General features: G+C 74.2%; 20 protein-coding genes. 8 read left to right on the forward strand and 12 right to left on the reverse strand.

What is annotated here, in order from left to right:
- The first annotated feature begins 5 nt into the window (after positions 1-5).
- Complete coding sequence (locus HZZ00_RS15065; RefSeq protein WP_180332659.1) at positions 6-470, forward strand: hypothetical protein; 465 nt, start codon at positions 6-8, stop codon at positions 468-470.
- Positions 471-486: 16 nt separating this feature from the next.
- Here HZZ00_RS15065 and HZZ00_RS15070 read toward each other — a convergent pair whose 3' ends face one another.
- From HZZ00_RS15070 to HZZ00_RS15080, 3 genes are all read right to left on the reverse strand, one after another.
- The gene (locus HZZ00_RS15070; protein ID WP_257585808.1) at positions 487-831 is read right to left on the reverse strand and encodes a cytochrome C oxidase subunit I; all 345 of its coding nucleotides are present in this window, start codon (positions 829-831) and stop codon (positions 487-489) included.
- Positions 832-847: 16 nt separating this feature from the next.
- Positions 848-2,536, reverse strand: coding sequence for a cytochrome c oxidase subunit I (gene ctaD / locus HZZ00_RS15075; RefSeq protein WP_180332660.1), 1,689 nt, complete (start codon positions 2,534-2,536; stop codon positions 848-850).
- 164 nt (positions 2,537-2,700) lie between these two features.
- Positions 2,701-3,906: a mannosyltransferase family protein gene (locus HZZ00_RS15080; protein ID WP_180332661.1), complete on the reverse strand. Its 1,206-nt coding sequence runs from the start codon at positions 3,904-3,906 to the stop codon at positions 2,701-2,703.
- Positions 3,907-4,103: 197 nt separating this feature from the next.
- On the opposite strand from HZZ00_RS15080, the gene HZZ00_RS15085 reads away from it, so the two are divergent.
- Both HZZ00_RS15085 and HZZ00_RS15090 read left to right on the forward strand, forming a co-directional pair.
- Positions 4,104-4,973, forward strand: a complete 870-nt coding sequence (locus tag HZZ00_RS15085) for an MBL fold metallo-hydrolase (protein ID WP_180332662.1) — start codon at positions 4,104-4,106, stop codon at positions 4,971-4,973.
- A 31-nt stretch (positions 4,974-5,004) separates the two neighbouring features.
- Positions 5,005-5,391 (forward strand): DUF2267 domain-containing protein, encoded by a 387-nt coding sequence (locus HZZ00_RS15090; RefSeq protein ID WP_180332663.1) that lies wholly within the window; start codon positions 5,005-5,007, stop codon positions 5,389-5,391.
- A 54-nt stretch (positions 5,392-5,445) separates the two neighbouring features.
- Here HZZ00_RS15090 and HZZ00_RS15095 read toward each other — a convergent pair whose 3' ends face one another.
- Together HZZ00_RS15095 and HZZ00_RS15100 are read right to left on the reverse strand one after the other, a co-directional pair.
- Positions 5,446-6,114 carry a dienelactone hydrolase family protein gene (locus tag HZZ00_RS15095; protein WP_180333527.1) on the reverse strand — a complete coding sequence of 223 codons (669 nt, stop codon included), beginning with the start codon at positions 6,112-6,114 and terminating at the stop codon, positions 5,446-5,448.
- 119 nt (positions 6,115-6,233) lie between these two features.
- Positions 6,234-7,568, reverse strand: a complete 1,335-nt coding sequence (locus HZZ00_RS15100; RefSeq protein WP_180332664.1) for a hypothetical protein — start codon at positions 7,566-7,568, stop codon at positions 6,234-6,236.
- A gap of 113 nt (positions 7,569-7,681) precedes the next feature.
- Between HZZ00_RS15100 and HZZ00_RS15105 the strand changes: the two genes are divergently transcribed.
- Both HZZ00_RS15105 and HZZ00_RS15110 read left to right on the forward strand, forming a co-directional pair.
- Positions 7,682-8,923, forward strand: coding sequence for a molybdopterin-dependent oxidoreductase (locus HZZ00_RS15105; protein WP_180332665.1), 1,242 nt, complete (start codon positions 7,682-7,684; stop codon positions 8,921-8,923).
- Positions 8,923-9,366, forward strand: a complete 444-nt coding sequence (locus HZZ00_RS15110; RefSeq protein ID WP_180332666.1) for a hypothetical protein — start codon at positions 8,923-8,925, stop codon at positions 9,364-9,366. Before HZZ00_RS15105 ends, HZZ00_RS15110 begins: the two co-directional genes overlap by 1 nt.
- Positions 9,367-9,373: 7 nt before the next feature.
- Here the strand turns inward: HZZ00_RS15110 and HZZ00_RS15115 are convergent, their stop codons facing one another.
- Entirely contained in the window at positions 9,374-9,991 is a 618-nt protein-coding gene (locus HZZ00_RS15115) for a DUF2064 domain-containing protein (RefSeq protein WP_180332667.1), read from the reverse strand.
- Entirely contained in the window at positions 9,988-10,689 is a 702-nt protein-coding gene (locus HZZ00_RS15120; RefSeq protein WP_257585810.1) for a glycosyltransferase family 2 protein, read from the reverse strand. Before HZZ00_RS15120 ends, HZZ00_RS15115 begins: the two co-directional genes overlap by 4 nt.
- Before the next feature lie 104 nt (positions 10,690-10,793).
- Between HZZ00_RS15120 and HZZ00_RS15125 the strand changes: the two genes are divergently transcribed.
- Entirely contained in the window at positions 10,794-11,525 is a 732-nt protein-coding gene (locus HZZ00_RS15125; protein WP_180332669.1) for a response regulator transcription factor, read from the forward strand.
- A 2-nt stretch (positions 11,526-11,527) separates the two neighbouring features.
- Positions 11,528-12,637: a sensor histidine kinase KdpD gene (locus tag HZZ00_RS15130; RefSeq protein WP_070024880.1), complete on the forward strand. Its 1,110-nt coding sequence runs from the start codon at positions 11,528-11,530 to the stop codon at positions 12,635-12,637.
- A 33-nt stretch (positions 12,638-12,670) separates the two neighbouring features.
- Here HZZ00_RS15130 and HZZ00_RS15135 read toward each other — a convergent pair whose 3' ends face one another.
- Both HZZ00_RS15135 and HZZ00_RS15140 read right to left on the reverse strand, forming a co-directional pair.
- On the reverse strand, positions 12,671-13,660 hold the full coding sequence (locus HZZ00_RS15135; RefSeq protein WP_180332670.1) for an NAD(P)-dependent oxidoreductase: 990 nt from the start codon (positions 13,658-13,660) through the stop codon (positions 12,671-12,673).
- A gap of 84 nt (positions 13,661-13,744) precedes the next feature.
- Positions 13,745-15,397 (reverse strand): penicillin-binding transpeptidase domain-containing protein, encoded by a 1,653-nt coding sequence (locus HZZ00_RS15140; RefSeq protein WP_180332671.1) that lies wholly within the window; start codon positions 15,395-15,397, stop codon positions 13,745-13,747.
- A 218-nt stretch (positions 15,398-15,615) separates the two neighbouring features.
- Between HZZ00_RS15140 and HZZ00_RS15145 the strand changes: the two genes are divergently transcribed.
- Entirely contained in the window at positions 15,616-18,075 is a 2,460-nt protein-coding gene (locus HZZ00_RS15145) for a SpoIIE family protein phosphatase (RefSeq protein ID WP_180332672.1), read from the forward strand.
- On the opposite strand, the gene HZZ00_RS15150 is transcribed toward HZZ00_RS15145, so the two are convergent.
- The 3 genes from HZZ00_RS15150 to HZZ00_RS15160 form a co-directional block, all read right to left on the reverse strand.
- Positions 18,047-19,192 (reverse strand): PP2C family protein-serine/threonine phosphatase, encoded by a 1,146-nt coding sequence (locus HZZ00_RS15150; protein WP_180333528.1) that lies wholly within the window; start codon positions 19,190-19,192, stop codon positions 18,047-18,049. The genes HZZ00_RS15145 and HZZ00_RS15150 overlap by 29 nt on opposite strands.
- 199 nt (positions 19,193-19,391) lie before the next feature.
- Entirely contained in the window at positions 19,392-19,547 is a 156-nt protein-coding gene (locus tag HZZ00_RS15155) for a DUF6131 family protein (RefSeq protein WP_143060409.1), read from the reverse strand.
- A 130-nt stretch (positions 19,548-19,677) separates the two neighbouring features.
- Positions 19,678-20,247 (reverse strand): TetR/AcrR family transcriptional regulator, encoded by a 570-nt coding sequence (locus HZZ00_RS15160; protein WP_257585812.1) that lies wholly within the window; start codon positions 20,245-20,247, stop codon positions 19,678-19,680.
- Between the last annotated feature and the right edge of the window lie 112 nt (positions 20,248-20,359).

Here is a 20,359-nt window from a genome sequence, read left to right on the forward strand (position 1 = left end):
GCCGCATGTTCCGCAGCATCGCGCGTGGCTGCGCCGCCGGAGCCGCCGGTACCACCGCCCTGAACGCAGCGACCTATCTGGACATGGCGCTACGGGGCCGGCCCTCCAGCAGCGCGCCCGAAGACGTGGTCGAGAAGGTCACCGAGAAGGCCGGTCATCCGGTCCCCGAGACGGAGGGCCGGGACAACCGGTTGTCCGGTATGGGCGCGCTCGCTGGCATCGCCGTCGGTGTCGGCGCCGGCGTCGCCGCGTCGCTGCTCCACCGGCTCGGCGTACGCCCGCCCGTCTGGCTGGGCGGACCGGCCACCGGCGCGCTGGCGATGGCCCTCACCGACGCCCCGATGGCCGGGCTCGGGGTCAGCGACCCCCGCACCTGGTCGGCCACCGACTGGACCGCGGACGCCCTCCCGCACCTGGCCTACGGCCTGGTCACCTACGGGCTGATCGACGCTGCCCATCGGCGCCGCTGAGCCCGCGGACCCCGCCTCACACGAGCAGCAGCAGCGCCGCCAGTGCGGCGCATCCCGCGCACACGGCCAGCGTCCAGCCCACGCAGCGCCGCCGCAGCTCCTCGTAGCGGTGCTCGTACTCCGCACGCAGCGACGTGCACCGGGCCGCGATCCGCTCCAGGTCCTTCCTCGCGCGCAGCAGACTGTCCGCCACGTAGCACTGCTCGATCTCCACGCGCTGAGCGCTCGTCAGCCACTCCATGGGGCGTGCGAACTCCCGGGCACGCTGCTCGGCCTCCGCGATCCGCGCCTGCCAGAGCAGGTACCCCTCCACCTCGTTGCCCAGTTCCCCGCCGGTTCCCCCCTGCGCCAGTTCGCTCACCGCAGTCCTCGGTCGCTCAGAGCGCGCTGTGGGCCTCGGCCTCGGCCAGCGCGATGTCGGGGTGGTGCAGGTCGAACGCCGGGGATTCGCTGCGGACCCGCGGCAAGGTCAGGAAGTTGTGGCGCGGCGGCGGGCAGGAGGTCGCCCACTCCAGCGAACGGCCGTAGCCCCACGGGTCGTCCACACCGACCGGCGCGCCGAACCGCGCCGTCTTCCAGACGTTGTAGAGGAACGGCAGCATCGACAGGCCCAGCAGGAACGAACCGATGGTGGACACCGTGTTCAGCGCGGTGAAGCCGTCGGCCGCCAGGTAGTCGGCGTACCGACGCGGCATGCCCTCGGCGCCCAGCCAGTGCTGCACCAGGAAGGTGGTGTGGAAGCCGACGAACAGCGTCCAGAAGGTGAGCTTGCCGAGGCGCTCGTCCAGCATCTTGCCGGTGAACTTGGGCCACCAGAAGTGGAAGCCGGCGAACATGGCGAACACGACCGTACCGAAGACCACGTAGTGGAAGTGGGCCACCACGAAGTACGAGTCCGAGACGTGGAAGTCCATCGGCGGGGAGGCCAGGAGCACCCCGGTCAGGCCGCCGAAGAGGAACGTGACGAGGAAGCCCGCCGACCACAGCATCGGCGTCTCGAAGGACAGCGAGCCCTTCCACATCGTGCCGATCCAGTTGAAGAACTTCACCCCGGTCGGTACCGCGATCAGGAAGGACATGAAGGAGAAGAACGGCAGCAGCACCCCACCGGTGACGAACATGTGGTGCGCCCACACCGTGATGGACAGCCCGGCGATGGAGATCGTCGCCGCGATCAGACCCATGTAGCCGAACATCGGCTTGCGCGAGAAGACCGGGATGACCTCGGAGACGATGCCGAAGAACGGCAGGGCGATGATGTACACCTCGGGGTGGCCGAAGAACCAGAAGAGGTGCTGCCACAGCAGGGAGCCGCCGTTGGCCGCGTCGAAGATGTGGGCCCCGAAGATCCGGTCCACCTCCGCGGCGAAGAGCGCGGCGGCCAGCACCGGGAAGGCGAACAGGACGAGGACACTGGTCAGCAGCACGTTCCAGGTGAAGATCGGCATCCGGAACATCGTCATGCCCGGGGCGCGCATGCAGATGATGGTGGTGATGAAGTTGACCGAGCCGAGGATGGTCCCGAAGCCGGAGAAGGCCAGACCCATGAACCACAGGTTCGAGCCGATACCGGGCGAGTACACCTGGTTGTGCAGGGGGGCGTAGGCGAACCAGCCGAAGTCGGCCGCGCCGTCCGGGGTGAGGAAGCCGCCCACCGCGATCAGCGAGCCGAACAGGTACAGCCAGTAGGCGAACATGTTCAGCCGCGGGAACGCCACGTCGGGGGCGCCGATCTGCAGCGGCATGATCCAGTTGGTGAAGCCGGAGAACAGGGGCGTCGCGAACATCAGCAGCATCACCGTGCCGTGCATGGTGAACGCCTGGTTGAACTGCTCCTTGGAGACGATCTGCAGTCCGGGCCGGGCGAGTTCGGCGCGCATGACGAGCGCCAGCAGACCACCGAGGAGGAAGAACGCGAACGACGTCGCCAGATACAGCGTGCCGATCGTCTTGTGATCGGTGGTCGTCAGCCACTTCACGACGACGTTGCCCGGATGCTTGCGCCGCACCGGGACCTCACTGTCGTAAGTGTCGGCCGGCCCCTTGGGCTCGTTCAGAATGCTCACAGCTCGTACGCCTCCCGGCGCTCTCAGGTTCGCCGACGTCAGTCATCCGACATCCTCGCGGTACCGGAGCGGCGCGGACGCCCTGAGCGGCCCGGACGCGGCCGATCGGCTGACGCTCGCACCCGAACGGAGCAGCCGCATTACCCGTTCGGCGCAACGGGCGCTCAGGGCGAGTGATTGGCGAAGGTCGCCACGTACGTGCCGTACAGCAGTGAGAAACCCGCGAGGGTCCAGCACAGCCGCAGCGCGCCGTCGGGATTGGTGCGCCGCATCCGCACGAGGGCCTGCGCCGCGGGGATCAGCAGCGGGAAGGCGGGCAGCAGGAAGCGTGGCTTGGACTCGAAGGGGCCCGACACCGCCACCACCGGCAGCAGCAGCGCGGCGGTGAACAGCACCAGGGCCAGCGGCGCCCGGTCCCGGCACAGCAGTCCGAACAGGAGGACGCCCGCCGCGACCACCGCCAGCGCCACCGGGTAGACGATCCCGCCGTCGAACAGCGGCATCGTCGCGAGGAACCGCAGGGTGCCCAGGCCCAGGTCGAACCGGGACTCCCAGGCGCTCTGCACCTGGAAGTAGCCGTGCAGCAGGTCGCCCGTGCGGTGGCCGACCAGCAGCAGGTACGCCGTCCAGCCGAGCGGGGCCGCGCAGGCGCCGGCCCACAGGCCCCAGGACACCCGGCCGCGCCGCCGCACGACCTGAAGCGCCGCGACGCCGAGCACCGCGGCGGCTGCCGCGTAGCCGTTGGGCCGGGTCAGGCCCGCCAGCCCGGCCAGCACGCCGGCCGTCAGCCAGCGGTGGTCCAGCAGGGCGTACAGGGACCACACGGCGAGCGCGATGAACAGGGGCTCGGTGTAGGCGAGGGTGAGGACGACCGAGTGCGGCAGGACCGCCCACAGGGCGACCATGGCCGTGGCCACCGCGCGGCCGTGCAGCCGGTATCCGATCGCGTAGACGCCGAGGGCGGCCAGCGCGGTCGCGGTCCAGGCGATCAGCAGCGCCGCCACGCCCGGCGACAGCAGGGGGACGTGGTCGAACGCCCGGATGAGCGCCGGGTAGAGGGGGAAGAACGCCCAGTCGGTCTGCACCGCGCCCGCGTTGGTGATGTGCACCCGGGTGCCATAGCCGTGGGTGGCGATGTGCAGGTACCAGACGGAGTCCCAGGAGTGCGCCAGGCCCTTGAGCACCGAACGGCCGGTGAGCACGTTCACCGCGACCACGAGCGCCGCCCCGGCCAGCCGGACCGCGCCGAACAGCGCGAGGGCCCGCCGGGCCCCGGGCGGGCAGGCCCACCGTCCGCGTTCTCCCGGGGCGGGAAGACCGGGCCGTTCGGGGACGGAGGGGTCGGGGCGCTGCGGGGAGAACGTACTCACCCTCCGACCTTGATCGGAGCCGCACGCCCGTGCAATGGGACCACGCCGATCACGCCACTTCTGTCTTGTTTTCCGCGCTGGTCAGAGCGTCGACGGCGGCGGAAATCAAGACCGTCTCGCCCTACCGGTCCCGGTTCGCGCGGGTCATCCTGGTACGTGGGCCCGGCCCGGGCCGCACCCGCGGAAGGAGTCCCGCTGTGGACGGCTGGTACGTCGACGACCGCTGCACCAACTGCGACGTGGCCCGGCAACTGGCGCCGGACCTGATCGGCGAGGAGGACGGCAGGTCCCGGATCCTGCGGCAGCCGCGCACCGAGGAGGAGGTCCGGCGCCTGCACGCCGCCGTCTTCGCCTGCCCCACCCGCTCGATCCGCCCGGCCGCCGGATCCGCCGACCAGCGCCTCGATCCGTTCCCGCTGCGCCTCGACGACACCGTGCTGCTCTGCGGCCACAACTCACGGCGGACCGCGGGCGCCAACGCGTATCTGCTGCGCCGCCCCTCCGGCGCCCTCATGATGATCGACACCCCGCGCTGGGCGCCTGCCCTGGCCGACCGCTACGCGGCCCTCGGACGGATCACCGAGGTGCTGCTCACCCACCGCGACCACGCCGCCCACGGCCGCCGCTACGCCGACCGGTTCGGTGCCCGGCTGTGGATCCACGAGGGCGACCTCGACGCCGCCCCCGACGCGGACCGCGTGGTCCGCGGCCTCGACCCGGTGGAAGTGGGCGAGGGCGTCACCGTGCAGCCACTGCCCGGACACACCCGGGGCAGCGTGCTCTGCCTCGCGGACGACCGCTACTGCTTCAGCGGCGACAGCTTCTACTGGTCGCGGTCGCTCGCCGACCTGACCGTCGCGCACAGCGTGACCTGGTACTCCATCGAGGAACTGGCCGCCTCCCTGGCCCGCACCGCCGCGGGGCTGCGCTTCGAATGGGTGCTGCCGGGCCACGGCGACCGGATGCGGCTGCCCGCCGACGAGATGTCCCGCCGCCTGCTCGCGCTGGCGCGGCGCACCCGCTCGCTGCGTCAGGAGCCCATCGACTTCACGGCCGTACGGTGGTAGGGGGACCGGTGTACGACAGTGGGAGGTCACCGTGCGACTGGCGGAGTTTCTGACCCGGGTCCAGGACCGCGGGGAGTACCGGAGCCAGGAGGAGGCCGAGCACGTGAGCGAGGCCGTGCTGTGGACGCTCGCCACGCGGATCAGCCCTCGGGAGGCCGACGGACTGGCCGCCCGGCTGCCCGCGCCGCTGGACGAGGCCCTGCACCGGGACCGGGGACGCGCCGAGACCTTCGGCCGCGAGGAGTTCCTGCGGCGCGTGGCCCAGCAGACCGGCGCCCGGCCGCGCACGGCGGAATGGGACGTGGGCGCGGTGCTGTCCACCGTCGCCGACGCGGTCTCCGGCGACGAGCTGGACGATCTGCTGGCCCGGCTGCCGAACGGCTACGCGGAGCTGTTCGGCAGGCCCGAACCCGGGTGAGCGAAGCCCGAACCCGGGCGAGCACCCGGGCGGCGCTGTCTCACGGGCGGGGTGTCAGCTCTGCCCGTGCGGCTGCGGCGTGCGCAGCCGCTGGGCGCACCACCGGCGGGTGACCTCGGCGACCTGGGCCAGCGCGCGCGGGTCCTCGAACAGATGGGTGGCCCGCGGGACCACGTGCACATAGTGCGGGGCCTGCAGCCGCCGGGCGGCCTCCTCGTTCAGCCGCAGCATCTCGTGGTCGTTCCCGCCCACGATCAGCAGCACCGGGACCCCCACCCGCTCCAGCGCGTCGCCCGCCAGCTCGGGCCGCCCGTCCCGCGAGACCACGGTCAGCACCTGCTCCGGGCGTTGCGCGGCGGCCGTCAGGGCCGCGGCGGTGCCGGTGCCGGCGCCGAACAGCACGATGGGGACGCCCCGGGTGTCGGGCTGCTCCGCGAGCCAGTCGATCGCCCCCACGAGCCGCCGAGTGAGCAGCGGGATGTCGTAGCGGTGCGCGGCGTTGAGCGCGTCGTGCCGCTCCTCGCGCTCGTTGAGCAGGTCGAGCAGCAGGGTGCCGAACCCGGCGGTGCGCAGCTCCGCGGCGACGGTCCGGTTGCGGGTGCTGTGCCGGGAGCTGCCGTTGCCGTGCGCGAACAGCACCACCGCGCGCGACGGCGCCGGGACCACGAGGTCGCCGTGGAGCGCGGCGTCCTCCATGCGGACGAGAACCATCTCGGAGATCATCGGCATCAACCCTTCCCGGGGCGCCGGCCCTGCCGATCGATACGGCCCGGGTGTCCACCTCCCATCATGCGCCCGGGGTGCGCCTCCCGGCACCCGCAGGGCGCGGGCCCCGGTCGACATCACCAGCCGGTCAGCAGCAGGTGGTTGAGGAGCAGGGCGAGCAGCACCTGGGCGGCGAGCCAGGGGCGGGGGCGGGGGAGCAGCGCGCAGGCGGGCAGCAGCCACAGGGCGAAGGGCAGCCAGATGCGCTCCGTCTCGGCCTTGCTCAGCCCGGACAGGTCGGCCAGCAGCAGCGCGAGCAGGGCGGCGCACACCAGGACCGCGAGCCGGGCCCGGGAGCCGGTGCGGCGGCGCAGCAGCGCGGCGCCCGCACGGCCCAGCCCCGCCGCCGTGGCCGGCCCGGTGATCACCACGGCACAGGCCAGGTCGGCCCACACCCAGTAGCCGTACGGCCGGACGCCGCCCACGCCCTGGTGGTAGCGGACCGTCAACAGGCGATAGCCCACCCACCAGTCGAAGCCCGCGAGCGTGAACACCGCCGGGACGACGGCCAGTCCGGCGAGGAACGGGAGCAGCGGCCGGCGGCGGTACGGCGACTTTCGCCGGGTGAGGACGAGGACCGCCGCGCCGAGGAGGGCGAAGAGCGTGAGGCCGTACGAGAGGTAGCAGGTCAGCCCGAACAGCAGGCCCGACCCGGCGGCCGCCCAGGGGGAGTGGCGGGTGAGGGCGACGGCGAGCAGGGCCATGGACCAGGCGGCCACCGCCGCGAAGTAGCCGTCCGCGGAGGTGCCCTGCCACACCGCGGCGGGGGCCGCCACCAGGAACGGCGAGGCCCGCCGCGCCAGGGTCTCGTCGGTCAGGGCACGCAGCGCGACCAGCACCGCGACGCAGCCGCTCGCGCCGACGACGACGCACCACATACCGGCCCAGCCGCCGCCCCGCAGCCCGATGCGGTCGAGCAGCACGAAGGTCAGCGTGGCGGCTGGGGGATGACCGGCGACATGGGCGGGCCAGGGGGCCGGGGAACCGCTGACGATGTGCCGGGTGAAGTCGTGCAGCGCGGCCGGGATGTCGGAGAACCGGCCGACCGCCCGCAGATACTCGTTGCGGGCGGTCAGCCGGCCCGCGATGCCCCGCTGCCAGCCGTCCACCAGGGCCAGGGAGACGATCCAGGCCACCGCGGCCGCCCAGCCGGCCGCGAGCAGCCACCGCCAGGGCAGCCGGGCGGCGAGCGCGGGCCCGTACGCCACCGCGGCGGCCGAGAGGACCAGGGCCGCGGGCGTGCCGGGGCCGAGGTGCGGATCCCAGTCGGCGAGCAACGGGGGCCAGTGCACGAAGAGGGTGTGGTCGGCGTCCTGGATGCGGCGGCCGACCAGCACGGCCGCGACGACGAGCAGGGCGGCGGCACCGGCGGCGTACAGGTCGCGGCGGGCGGCGGCGGAGCGCGGGGTCACAGCGGAACGCTAGGCCGGGCGGGCGGCGAAGGGCCGCCGTCCGGGCCGGACGTCAGCGTTTCGTCACCGGTCCTGTCCCCGCTTCGGGGCCCCGCCCCGCCTACCGTCGGACCATGCGCGACCCCCATCGGTTCCCCGCCTCCCCGGGCTTCTGGCGCAGCTCCGTGCGCGGCCCCCGGTTCACCGCCGTGCTCGGCCTCGTGCTGCTCGCCGGCGTCACCGTGCTGTTCGTCACCGGGCTGGTGTCGTACGCCGCCTACAACCCGAACCTGTCCCGGGTGAACGACACGACCCCGGACAAGGGCCTGCTGGGCTTCTACCTCTTCGCCTGGCCGACCGGCCCGGTGTGGCTGTACCGGCTCACCCAGGGCGTCCACGTCACGCTCGGCCTCACCCTGATCCCCGTCCTGCTGGCGAAACTGTGGTCGGTGGTGCCCCGGCTGTTCGCCCTGCCGCCGGCCCGCTCGCTCGCCCACGCCCTGGAACGGCTGTCGCTGTTGCTGCTGGTCGGCGGCGCACTGTTCGAGTTCACCACCGGAGTGCTCAACATCCAACTGGACTACGTCTTCCCTGGCTCCTTCTACCCGCTGCACTTCTACGGCGCCTGGGTCTTCTTCGCCGCCTTCCTCGCCCACGCGGCCCTGAAGCTGCCGACGGCGGTGCGGGCCGTCAGGGGGCGGCCGGACGAGGGCGGCGACGCGGGCTCCCTCATCTCCCCGCGCCCCGCCCCGCCGACCGTCTCCCGCCGCGGCGCGCTCGGGCTGGTCGGCGGCGGCTCGCTGCTGCTGTTCCTCACCACGGCCGGGCAGAGCCTGGGCGGACCGCTGCGCCGCACGGCCCTGCTGGCGCCGCGCGGCCCGGCGGACCCGAACGGCGGCCCCAGCGGCTTTCAGATCAACAAGACGGCCGCGTACGCCGGGATCACCCCGGCCGACACCCACGAGGACGCCTGGCGCCTCGTCGTCACCGGCCGTACCGGCACCGTCCGGCTCAGCCGGGCCCGGCTGCTCCGACTGCCTCAGCACAGCGTTTCGTTGCCGATCGCCTGCGTGGAGGGCTGGTCGACCGCCGACCAGTGGTGGCGCGGGGTGCGGCTGCGCGACCTCGCCGCGCTCGTCGGACACGACGGCGCCCCGCCGGACGTGCTCGTGGAGTCCCTGCAACGGCACGGCGCGTTCCGCCGCGCGGCCCTGCGCGCCAACCAGGTGGCCGATCCCCGCTCCCTGCTCGCGCTCCACGTCAACGGTGAGGAACTCTCCGCCGACCACGGCCACCCCGCACGCGTCATCGTGCCCGCGGCGCCCGGCGTGCTCAACACCAAGTGGGTGGCCCGGCTGACCTTCGGGGACCTGTGATGAGGCCGCGGCCGCCGCTCGGCAGTCCGCGCCGACTGCTGCTGCTCGGCTGCTCGTTCGCCGTCGCCGGGTACGCCGGGGTGCGGCTGCTGGCGAGCGACCCGCTCGGGGTGCTGCTGTGGTTCGTGGGCGCGGCCCTGCTGCACGACCTGGTGCTGCTGCCGCTCTACTCGGCCGCGGACCGGGGCCTCGTCCGCGGGCTCGGGGCGGTCGGGCGGCGTGCCTGGACGCCGTACGTGCGGGTCCCCGCCGCGCTGTCCGCGCTGCTGCTCCTCGTGTGGTTCCCGCTGATCGGCGGCAGGGTGACCGAGCGGTACCGGCTGCTGACCGGGTTGTCCCCGGACGGCTTCCTCGCCCGCTGGCTCCTGATCACCGCCGTGCTCTTCGCCGGCTCGGCGCTGTTGTGGGCCCGGCGGGCGCGCGGGGCGGCGAGGCGCGGCTGAATCCGGTTCAGCGACGGAACGCCGGGGCGTACCGGGCCAGCCGGGCGGCGAACCGGCCGTGCGGGGCGAGCGCGGCGACGGCGCGGGCGTCGGCGGCGACATCGACGTCCCGCAGCCGGGGCAGCTCCCGCACCCGCAGCCCCGCCGCGAGCAGCCGCTCGCGCTGCGCGGCACCGGTCACGGGCGTCGACATGGGCACGCCCCGCAGCAGCGCCGGGTCGGGCTCGGCCAGGCCCAGCGCCCAGAAGCCGCCGTCCTCGGCCGGGCCCAAAAGGGCGTCGCAGTCCGCGAAGTCCACGGCGAGCAGGTCCGGGGTCACCTGCGGGGTGTCCATGCCGATCAGCAGGGCCGGGCCGGCGCAGTGCCCGAAGGCGTCCGCCAGCCGCTCGTCCAGGCCGCCCGCGCACTGCGGCAGCACCTCGAACCCCGGCGGCAGCCAGGCGCCCGGCGTCCCGTCCAGGACCAGGATTCGCCGGGACGCGGGCGCCGCCGCCACCGCGCACAGGGTGTCCACGAGCGCCGCCTCGGCCAGCCCCGCCGCCTCGGCCGGGGTGAACGGCGGGGTCAGCCGCGTCTTGACCCGCCCGGCGCGCGGCTCCTTGGCGATCACCAGCAACGTGGTCACCGGGGCTCCTGCGCACCGGCCGGCGGTTCCGCCAGCACCCGGCGCATGTCCCGCACCGCTCGCCAGGTGCCGGTCCAGGTGCCCGTCACCTTGGACAGGCCGGTGCGCGGCAGATACGGCACGTCGCGCTCGACGACGCGCCACCCGGCGTCGGCGGCCCGCACCACCATCTGGAGCGGGTAGCCGCTGCGCCGGTCGGTGAGGTCCAGCGCCAGCAGCCCCTCGCGGCGGGCCGCCCGCAGCGGCCCGAGGTCGTGCAGCCGCAGCCCGGTACGGTGGCGCAGCAGCCGCGCCAGCGCCAGGTTCCCGGCCCGCGCGTGCACCGGCCAGCTGCCCCGGCCCACCGGGCGGCGCCGGCCGAGCACCAGGTCCGCCGCGCCGCGGCGCACGTCCCGGACGAAGGGCACGAGCAGCGCGGGGTCCAGCGAGGCGTCGCAGTCGCAGAAGCAGACGATGTCCGCGGTGGCGGCGGCCAGCCCGGTGTGGCAGGCGGCGCCGAAGCCGCGCCGGGGTTCGTGCAGCACCGTCGCGCCCAGCGCGCGGGCGATCCGGGCCGAGTCGTCGGTGGAGCCGTTGTCGACGACGAGGGCACGCCACCCGGCCGGGATCCGCCCGAGCACCCAGGGCAGCGCCTCGGCCTCGTCCAGACAGGGCAGCACCACATCGACGTCCGCGGAAGTGGTCGTCACGGCATTCACCCTACGGAGACAAACCGGGCGAAGCGGGATTCCGGTCCTTACGAAACGCGGACGCCGTCCCGGCCGCCGCATCGCCGCCGGACGCGGGGTGCCACGCTTGAGACATGCAACCGCCGTACGAGTCCCGCCCGGCCGGGGTGCCCGACCGGGCGGCCCGGGCCCGCGTCCTGGTCGTGGACGACGATCCCACCGTCGCCGAGGTCGTCGCCGGATACCTGGACCGCGCCGGCTACGCGGTCGACCGCGCCGGCGACGGCCCCACCGCCCTCGGCCGTGCCCTCGACCACCGGCCCGATCTGGTCGTCCTCGATCTGATGCTGCCCGGCATGGACGGCCTGGAGGTCTGCCGGCGGATGCGGGAGCGGGGGCCGGTGCCCGTCATCATGCTCACCGCCCGCGGCGACGAGGAGGACCGCGTCCTCGGCCTGGAGGTCGGCGCCGACGACTACGTCACCAAGCCCTTCAGCCCCCGTGAACTCGTACTGCGCGTGGAGTCCGTGCTGCGCCGCAGCCGTCCCGCCGCCACCGGGCACCGGCTGGCCGCGGCCGGCCTCACGCTCGACCCGGACGCCCGCCGCGCCACCAAGAACGGCCGCGAACTCGCCCTCACTCTGCGGGAGTTCGACCTGCTCGCCTTCTTCCTGGGGCACCCCGGCCGGGCCTGCTCCCGCGAGGACCTGATGCGGGAGGTCTGGGGCTGGGACTTCGGCGACCTGTCCACCGTCACCGTGCATGTCCGCCGGCTGCGCGGCAAGGTCGAGGACGACCCGGCCCGGCCGCGGCTGATCCGGACCGTGTGGGGCGTCGGGTACCGCTTCGAACCCGAAGGGGGCTGACCATGCGCGACGCCCTCCTCATCGCCCTCTACGCCTTCGCGGGTGCCGCCGCCACGGGTCTCGCCGGGGCCTGCGCCCTGCGGCTGATCCGGCGGCGCTCGCTCACGGCCTCGCTCGCCGTCGTCGCCGCGGTCGGCGTCGTCGCCATGCTCGCGGGCACGCTCGCCGTCGCCTGGGCCATGTTCCTGTCCCCGCACGACCTCAGCGTCGTCACCACCGTCGTCGCCATGGCGGCCGTCGTCTCCCTGGTCACCGCGTTGCTGCTGGGCCGCTGGGTGGTCGCCCGCAGCCGCGAACTGGCGGTCGCCGCCCGGGCGTTCGGCGACGGCGGTGCCTTCGCCGCCCCCGGCGGTCCCGCCACCGCCGAACTGGAGGACCTCAGCCGGGAGCTGGCGGCGACCAGCGCCCGGCTCGCCGAATCCCGTGACCGGGAGCGGGCGTTGGAGGCGTCCCGGCGGGAACTGGTCGCCTGGATCTCGCACGATCTGCGCACCCCGCTCGCCGGGCTGCGCGCCATGGCGGAGGCCCTGGAGGACGGGGTGGCCGCCGACCCCGCCCGCTATCTGCGGCAGATCCGCGCCGAGGTGGAACGCCTGGACGGCATGGTCGGGGACCTCTTCGAACTCTCCCGCATCCACGCGGGCACCCTGCCGCTGAGCCTGTCCCGCGTCAGTCTGTACGACCTGGTCGGCGACGCCCTGGCGGGCGCCGGTCCGCTGGCCCGGGAGCACGGGGTACGGCTGGTGGGCGAGCGGGTCGCGCCGGTGCCGGTGGAGGTGGACGGCCGGGAGATGAGCCGCGTGCTCGGCAACCTGCTGGTCAACGCCATCCGCCGCACCCCGGCCGACGGCACGGTGGCGGTCGCCGCCGAACGCACCGACGAGGGCGTGGTGGTGTCCGTCAGCGACGGCTGCGGCGGCATCCCGGACGAGGACCTGCCGCGCGTCTTCGACACCGGCTGGCGCGGCACCGACGCCCGCACGCCGCCGGCGGGTGCGGGCCTCGGCCTCGCCATCGTCCGGGGCATCGTGGAGGCCCACCGGGGCCGGGCCACCGTGCGCAACATCCCCGGCGGCTGCCGCTTCGAGGTGACCTTGCCGGCGGCGCCGTAGCCCGGCGCGGCCCCGGGCGGGCCGTGGCCCGGCTCAGTCCTCCCGGGCGAACTCCCGGACGCCCTGCGCGAACGGGACCCGTGGCCGCCAGCCCAGGGCGGAACGCAGCCGCGAGGAGTCGGCGGTGATGTGCCGGACGTCCCCGAGCCGGTACTCCCCGGTGACCACCGGCTCCGGGCCCCCGCACGCCGCGGCGAGCGCACGCGCCAGCTCGCCGACGGTACGGGGCTCACCGCTGCCCGTGTTGTACACCGTGAGCGCCCCCGGGGCGGCCGTCGCCTCCAGCGCCGCCACGTTCGCCCGGGCCACGTCCCGCACGTGCACGAAGTCCCGCCGCTGCCGCCCGTCCTCGAAGACCCGGGGCGCCCGGCCGTGCGCGAGGGCGGAGCGGAAGAACGAGGCGACCCCGGCGTACGGGGTGTCGCGGGGCATCCGGGGCCCGTACACGTTGTGGTAGCGCAGGGACACCGCCGCCCCGCCCGTGCCGCGGGCCCACGCGGCGGCCAGGTGTTCCTGGGCCAGCTTGGTCGCCGCGTACACGTTCCGGGGATCGGCGGGAGCGTCCTCGCCGACCGGGCCGGGTACCAGCTCCGCCCCGCACCGCGGGCACCGCGGCTCGAACCGGCCCGCCTCCAGGTCGGCCACGGCCCGCGGACCCGGCCGGACGACGCCGTGGCGCGGGCAGGCGTACCGGCCCTCCCCGTACACGACCATCGACCCGGCCAGCACCAGGCGCCGCACCCCCGCCGCCGCCATGGCGGCCACCAGCACGGCCGTGCCCAGGTCGTTGCGCGAGACGTACTCCGGGGCGTCCGCCACCCCCTCGCCCAGCCCGACCATCGCCGCCTGATGGCACACGGCGTCCACCCCGGAAAGCGCCCGGGCCACCGCGTCCGCGTCCCGCACGTCCGCGCCGGGGTGCGCGCGGACGTCGAACACCACCGGCTCGTGCCCGCCCGCGCGCAGCGCCTCGACGACATGGGACCCGATGAACCCGGCACCGCCGGTGACCAGTACGCGCATACCGCCACGCTAGGAGCGACCGGCGCCGGGACCTCGCGGCCCGCCGGTGACGTCACGGCTTCGTAAGACGCCGGGGCGGCCGGGTCAGCCCGCGGTCAGCAGGTGCCGTACGACATAACCGGCGGAGTCGACGCCCGAGCTGCCGCCCTCGACCAGGGCCGCGGCCGCGATGCGGGAGCCGTACGCGGTGAGCCAGCCGTTGGTGTGATCGCCCTCCTCGGCGGTGCCGGTCTTGGCACCGACACCGGACAGACCGCCGAGGCGCGGGGCGGCGGTGCCGGAGGCGGCCGTGGTGCGCATCATCGACTGGAGGTACCCCGCCGTGCGCGGCGAGATGGGCCGGGGCGCGGTCGCCTGCTGCTGATCCGGCAGGATGACCGGCTGCCGGAAACCGGCGTTGCGCACGGTGGCCGCCACGGACGCCATGAACAGCGGGGTGGCCGACACCCTGCCCTGGCCGATGAACTGGGCGGCCTGGTCGCCGCCCTGCGCGTCCGGCGGAATGCTCGGGTCGGTGGTGGCGACTCCGCCGCCGATGGACCAGCTGCCCATGCCGAAGACGTCCACGGCCTCGTCGTGCAGCGCGGAGGCGTCACCGTCGTGCACCAGGTAGTGGAAGCCGTCCTTGATGAACGACGTGTTGCACGACACGGCGAAGGCCTGCGTCAGGTTGGCGCCCGGGTTCGGCTTCACCCCGGGATCGTTGTGGAACAGCTGGCTGTTGGCCATCAGCGAGTCGGTGCACGGAGCGGAGCTGGCCGGGGTCAGGCCCGCCTTGTCGAACAGGGCCGCGGCCGTGACGATCTTCATGGTGGATCCGGGCGACTTGATGCCGTTGATGGCGATGTCCCCGTCGTCACCCGTGTGCGCGACCGCCAGGATGTGGCCGTTGCTCCAGTCGAGGGCCACGGTGCCCGCCGGCCGCCCCCCGAGGTGCGGGTCCTTCACCGCCGCCTCGGCGGCGGACTGGAGCCGGGCGTCGATGGTGGTCTTGATGACCGGGGCGCGGCCCTCGGTGAAGGTCTTCAGCGTCCTCACGCCCGTGCCGTCCGCGTCGACCACGGCGATGCCGGTGCCGGGGCGGCCGCCGGTGGCCTTGGCGTTCTGCCGGATCGTCGCGGCGATGTCCCGCAGGGAGGCGAACGCGGTGAGGTCCGTCTTCCCGTCGCCCGCCACCACCTTCGCGTCGCTCGCCCCGGCGGGCAGCGTGCCCGCGGTCAGCGACTGGTCGTCCCCGAGGCCCGGGTACAGCACGGAGTTGTTCCAGTGCACGGCCGTCGCGCCGTTGACGCTCTTGCGTACGGCCACCGCGCTCGGGTAGCTCCAACTGCCGCCCGGCACCTGGGCGGTGACGGTGAAGGTGACCTTGGCCGCGCCCGGGGTCACGGTCGAGGTGCCGGCCGAGCGGACCTGGGTGAAGGTCAGCTTCTCCAGGTGCAGGCCGTCCTTGTACCGGCGCAGCGCCTGGGCGGCGGTGTCCGGCGCGTCGGTGATCCGGGCCGCGCCGTCGAAGCGCCGGCCCGACCAGTCGTCCAGGAACGTGTGGGCCAGCTTCACCGCCTCCGTTCCCGAGGGCGGTGTGGTCGAGGCCGTCGACGGGTCGAAACCCGCCTCCTCGGTACGGTCTCCGGCCGTGCCCCCGGTCAGCCCGTGCACGAGGTTGTAGGTGCCTATTCCCCCCGCGACGAGCAGTGCGGTGCACGTACCGGCTATGCCGATCTTCACAGCTCTGTTCATGCGCCGGATCGTATGGACGTTACATGTAGGTGCGGGGCACCCGGTGCCCGATCGTTACCGGAACGTCAGTACGGACCGCTCAAAAAAAGGCCGCCGAGCCCCAGGCGTGCCGCACGGACGGGGGCGGGGCGCGGGCGCGGGGGAGCCCGGTGGGCCGGGGCCGGGACCCCGCCCGCCGAGGGGTTAAACCAGTCGATACTGGTGTAAAAGTGAGACTGATGGAACCAGCGCGCAAGAGCGACACCGCGGACACGCCCGCGGGGTCGGCGGATCTGTTCGACGCGTCCGCCGACGCGGCCGCGGTGATCCGTGACGACGGCACCGTGGTCGGCTGGACCCGTGCCGCCGAGGCACTGCTCGGCTACCCCGCGCCGGAGGTGGTCGGCGGCTCCGCCGCCCGGCTGCTCGCCATGCCCGCGGACCCGGCGCGGACCGCGGGGATCGCGGAGCGCTGCCGCGACGGGAACGGCTGGAGCGGGCAGATCCGGGTGCGGCACCGCGACGGCCACCCCCTCGACGTGCGGCTGCGCGTCTCGGCCGCCTTCCGCATGGGCGGACGCGTCTGCTTCCTGACCTCGGCCGGCGCGGAGCGCCCGCAGTGGACGATGGCCCAGTCCGTCCTCGACGGGTTCCTCACCCGCTCACCGGTCGGCATGGCCGTACTGGACCGCGAATTGCGCTACGTCTGGCTGAACGACACCCTGGAGCGGATCGGCGGGGTGCCCCGCCCGGAGCGGCTGGGGCGGCGGCTCGGCGACCTGCTTCCCGGCCTGGAGGGCGAGGCCCTGGAAGGGCTGATGCGCAAGGTGATCGCCACCGGCGTGCCCGTCACCGACTACGAGTACGCGGGCTGGAGCTGGGCCGACCCGCACCGCAGGCACGCCTACTCGACGTCGTTCTTCCCCCTGGTCGACGCCGACGACGCCGTCACGGGCGTGTGCACCATGGTCCTGGACGTCACCGAGCGCTGGGTCGCCCGGCGGCTGCTGTCGATGGTCAACGAGGCCGGGGCCTGCATCGGCACGACCCTCGACGTGACGCGCACGGCCCAGGAGCTGGCCGACTTCGCCGTCCCCCGCTTCGCCGACTTCGTCGCCGTGGACCTGCTCGAACCGGTGCTCGGCGGCGAGGGCCCCGGCACCTGGGCGGTCGGCGCGGACCCGGCCCTCACCCGGCCCGCGATGCGCCGCGCCGCGCTGTCCTCGGTGCGCGAGGGCTGCCCGGAGGCCGTCCACCGGGTCGGCGAGCGGGTCGGCCCCCTCACCGCGCCGTACGACACCCGGACCCTCGTCCAGGACGACCCGCTGTTCGTGCCGGTCCTCGACCCGGAACAGGGCCCCTGGGTCACCGCGGAGCCGCGGCGTGCCGAACGCGTCCGCGCGTACGGCCTGCACTCCCTGATCGCGGTCCCGCTGCGGGCCCGCAACACCGCCCTCGGCCTCGTCACCTTCGCCCGTTCGACCAACGCGGTGCCCTTCTGCTCCGACGACGTCCTGCTGGCCCGGGAACTGGCGGCGCGGGCGGCGGTCTGCCTAGACAACGCCCGCCGCTACACCCGGGAGCACACGGCCGCCCTCACCCTCCAGCGCAGCCTGCTGCCCCCGGCCCTGACCGGCGGCACCGCCCTGGACGTGGCCTCCTCCTACCTCCCGGCCGACCCGGCGGGGGGCGTCGGCGGCGACTGGTTCGACGTGATCCCGCTGTCCGGGGCACGGGTCGGGCTGGTCGTCGGTGACGTGGTGGGCCACGGTATCGGTGCCGCGGCGAGCATGGGCCGGCTGCGCACCGCCGTACAGACCCTCGCCGACATGGAACTGCCCCCCGACGAACTCCTCGCCCACCTCGACGACCTGGTGCTCCGCCTCGGTGCCGAGGACAACGGGTCCGGGGCCGCCGCGCAGAGCGCGGCCGCCTTCACCGGGGCGACCTGCCTGTACGCCGTCTACGACCCGGTCAGCCGACGCTGCACCATGGCCCGGGCCGGCCACCCGCCGCCGATCGTCGTGCCCCCGGACGGGCCCGCCCACTTCCCGGAGATCGCCGCCGGACCCCCGCTGGGCCTGGGCGGCCTGGCCTTCGAGACCACCGAGATCGAGCTGCCCGAGCACAGCCTGCTGGGCCTGTACACCAACGGCCTCATCCAGGCCTGCGACGACGTGGAACGCGGCATGTCCCGGCTCGCCCGGGCCCTCACCCGTGCCGCGCCCGACCTGGACACGCTGTGCGCCGAGGCCGTGCGCGAACTCGTCCCGCGGCCCCAGCCCGACGACATCGCCCTGCTGCTGACCCGCACCCGCGCCCTGGGCACCGACCACGCCGTCTCCTGGGACGTGCCCGACGATCCCGCGGCCGTCGGGGAGATCCGCGCGCTGGCCGCCCGGCAGTTGACGGAGTGGGGCCTGGCCGAGCTGGTCATGACGACGGAACTCCTGGTGAGCGAGCTGGTCACCAACGCGATCCGGTACGCCGCCCCGCCGATCCGGGTACGGCTGCTGCGTGACTCCCGGCTGACCTGCGAGGTCGCCGACGGCAGCAGCACCGCGCCCCGGCTGCGGCACGCCCGCAGCACGGACGAGGGCGGCCGCGGCCTGTTCCTGGTCGCCCAGCTCTCGCACCGCTGGGGCGCCCGCTACACCGGGGAGGGGAAGATCATCTGGGCCGAGCAGGAGATCCCGTAGGGGAGCGATGGCCCGGCTCGGAGTCGGACGAGTCGTCCACGGCCCGCGGACCGCTGTCGAGCAGGCAGGCGGCGAGGGCGGCCGTGTCGTCCTGGAGACGGTCGCCGCTGTAGTCCAGCAGATCGTGGTGGAGCCGGTCCAGCAGTGCGCGGGGCTCCAGCAGGCCCCACGAACGCAGCCGCCGCGCCAGCGGGTAGAAGACGCCGTCCGCGTCCCTGGTCTCGGTCACCCCGTCGGTGTACAGCAGCAGTTGCTCGCCGGGCCGGAAGGGATAGCTGTCGATGTGGTGCGCCTCCGCGATCAGCATCCCGAGGTTCAGCGGTGGGCCCGACCGCCCGCTGTCCAGCTCCCGTACCTCGCCGGGGCCGATGAGCAGCGGCGGCGGGTGGCCGCAGTTGACGACCCGGACGACCCGGCCGTCGGCCGGGATCTCGGCGAAGACCGCGGTGACGAACCGCTCGCCGGTCTCGCTGCCCCCGATGTGCACGGCCCGGCGGGACACGCTCTGTTCCATGCGCCGGGCGAGGGCGGCGAGGTCGGGCTCGTCGTGCGCGGCCTCGCGGAACGCGCCGAGCACCGCCGCCGCCGTCTCGACCGCGAGCAGCCCCTTGCCGCGCACGTCGCCGATGAGCAGCCGGACGCCGAAGGCGGTGGGCACGGCCTCGTACAGGTCGCCGCCGATGCGCGCCTCGGCGGCCGCCGACAGGTAGAAACTCTCCAGGCGCAGATTGCCGATCCGCCGCGGCAGCGGCCGCAGCAGGACGCGCTGCGCGATGTCGGCCACGAACCGGACGTCGGCCAGGGTGCGTTCACGGTGGACCCGGTGGGCGGCCAGGATTGTGCCGAGGGCCCCGACCAGGACGGTGCACACGTAGTCGGCGACGTAGTGACGGTCCCACAGATAGCCGACCGAGCGGCCCGCGCAGCACGGAGTGCCGGCCAGGACGCCCTCCAGGACCACGGCGAGGACCGTGGCGCCGGCGACGACGAGGGGGCCGTGCGCGAAGGCGGTCACCAGGGGGAGGGCGACCAGCAGAAAGCTCACCGGCCAGTCGACGGGGGTGAGCGGTTCGAGGACCAGGACGACCGCGACGTAGCCGACCGGGAGCCAGCGCATCCAGACCGGCGGGACCGGCGGCCCGGTCCGCGTGGCGGCACCGGCCACCGGCTGGCGACGTGGACTACGCACACGGGACTCCTGTCACGGGCTGGACCGGGGTCCAGCCTGGTGCGCGGGTCCACGCCGCACCGGTCATTGCTCCACTCAGCGGCATGTTCCGCTGCCGGGGTCCCCCGGCACGGGCCGGGGGACCGGTTCACCAGTAGTGCCGCCGGCCGGCGACCGCGTGACCCATCGACCCCAGGATCCACAGGATCGCGCCGACCACCAGAAGGATGATCCCGATGGTCCACAGTATGGATATCCCGGTAAGGAATCCGACGATGAGCAAGATGATGCCTAGGGCGATCATGGCCCGCCTCCTGTCGACGAACGTTCCTGGTGACCGGGTGCCCCGAACCGCGCCGAGTCATCACGCGGGCGCCGAAATTCTGGTCGGACGCGCCGGGCGGGGACACCGCGGTCCGCGCGCGGCGCGGTGGTCACCGTCCGGGTGCGCCGCGGCGCAGGCCGTCCATGACGAGGTCGAGGAGCCGGGTGGCGCGGGGCCGCCAGTCCTCGTGCGGGTCGAGCTGCCACAGGCCCGCTATGGCGAGCATGAAGTCGTCGGCGGTGACGCCGGGCCGGATGGTGCCGGCCGCCTCGCCGGCCCGCAGCAGGAGCTCGGCCGCGTCGGACACCGGGGTGTGCGCGGGCTTGGCCGGGCCGCCCGGGGCGCTGGTGGCCTGCCGGATCGCGTCGGCCAGACCGGCCTTGGTCATCGCGAACTCGGAGAGCCGGTCCATCCAGGCACGCAGGGCCTGTTCGGGGGGCAGGGTCTCCAGCAGCCGGGTCGCGCTGTCCGCCACGTTCCCCATCTCGTGGCGGTAGATCTCCAGGACCAGCGCCTCGCGGCTGGGGAAGTTGCGGTAGAAGGTGCCCTGGCCGACGCCCGCCTTGCGGGCGATGGCGCTCAGCGGGGCCCCGGCGCAGCGCGACAGCTCGGCGAGGGCCACCTCCAGGATGCGCTCGCGGTTGCGCTGCGCGTCCGAGCGCCGTGGTGAGTCCTGCATGTGCGGCACCCGTCCTCCCCGAGGGTCGTGGCCGAACCTCGCCCTTGCTAAGCGGACAACTGTCCATTACGTTTCCGGAGTAACGGACACTTGTCCGGTTGAAGTCCACGAT

The sequence above is a fragment of the Streptomyces sp. NEAU-sy36 genome (assembly GCF_013423905.1).
Lineage (GTDB): Bacteria > Actinomycetota > Actinomycetes > Streptomycetales > Streptomycetaceae > Streptomyces > Streptomyces misionensis.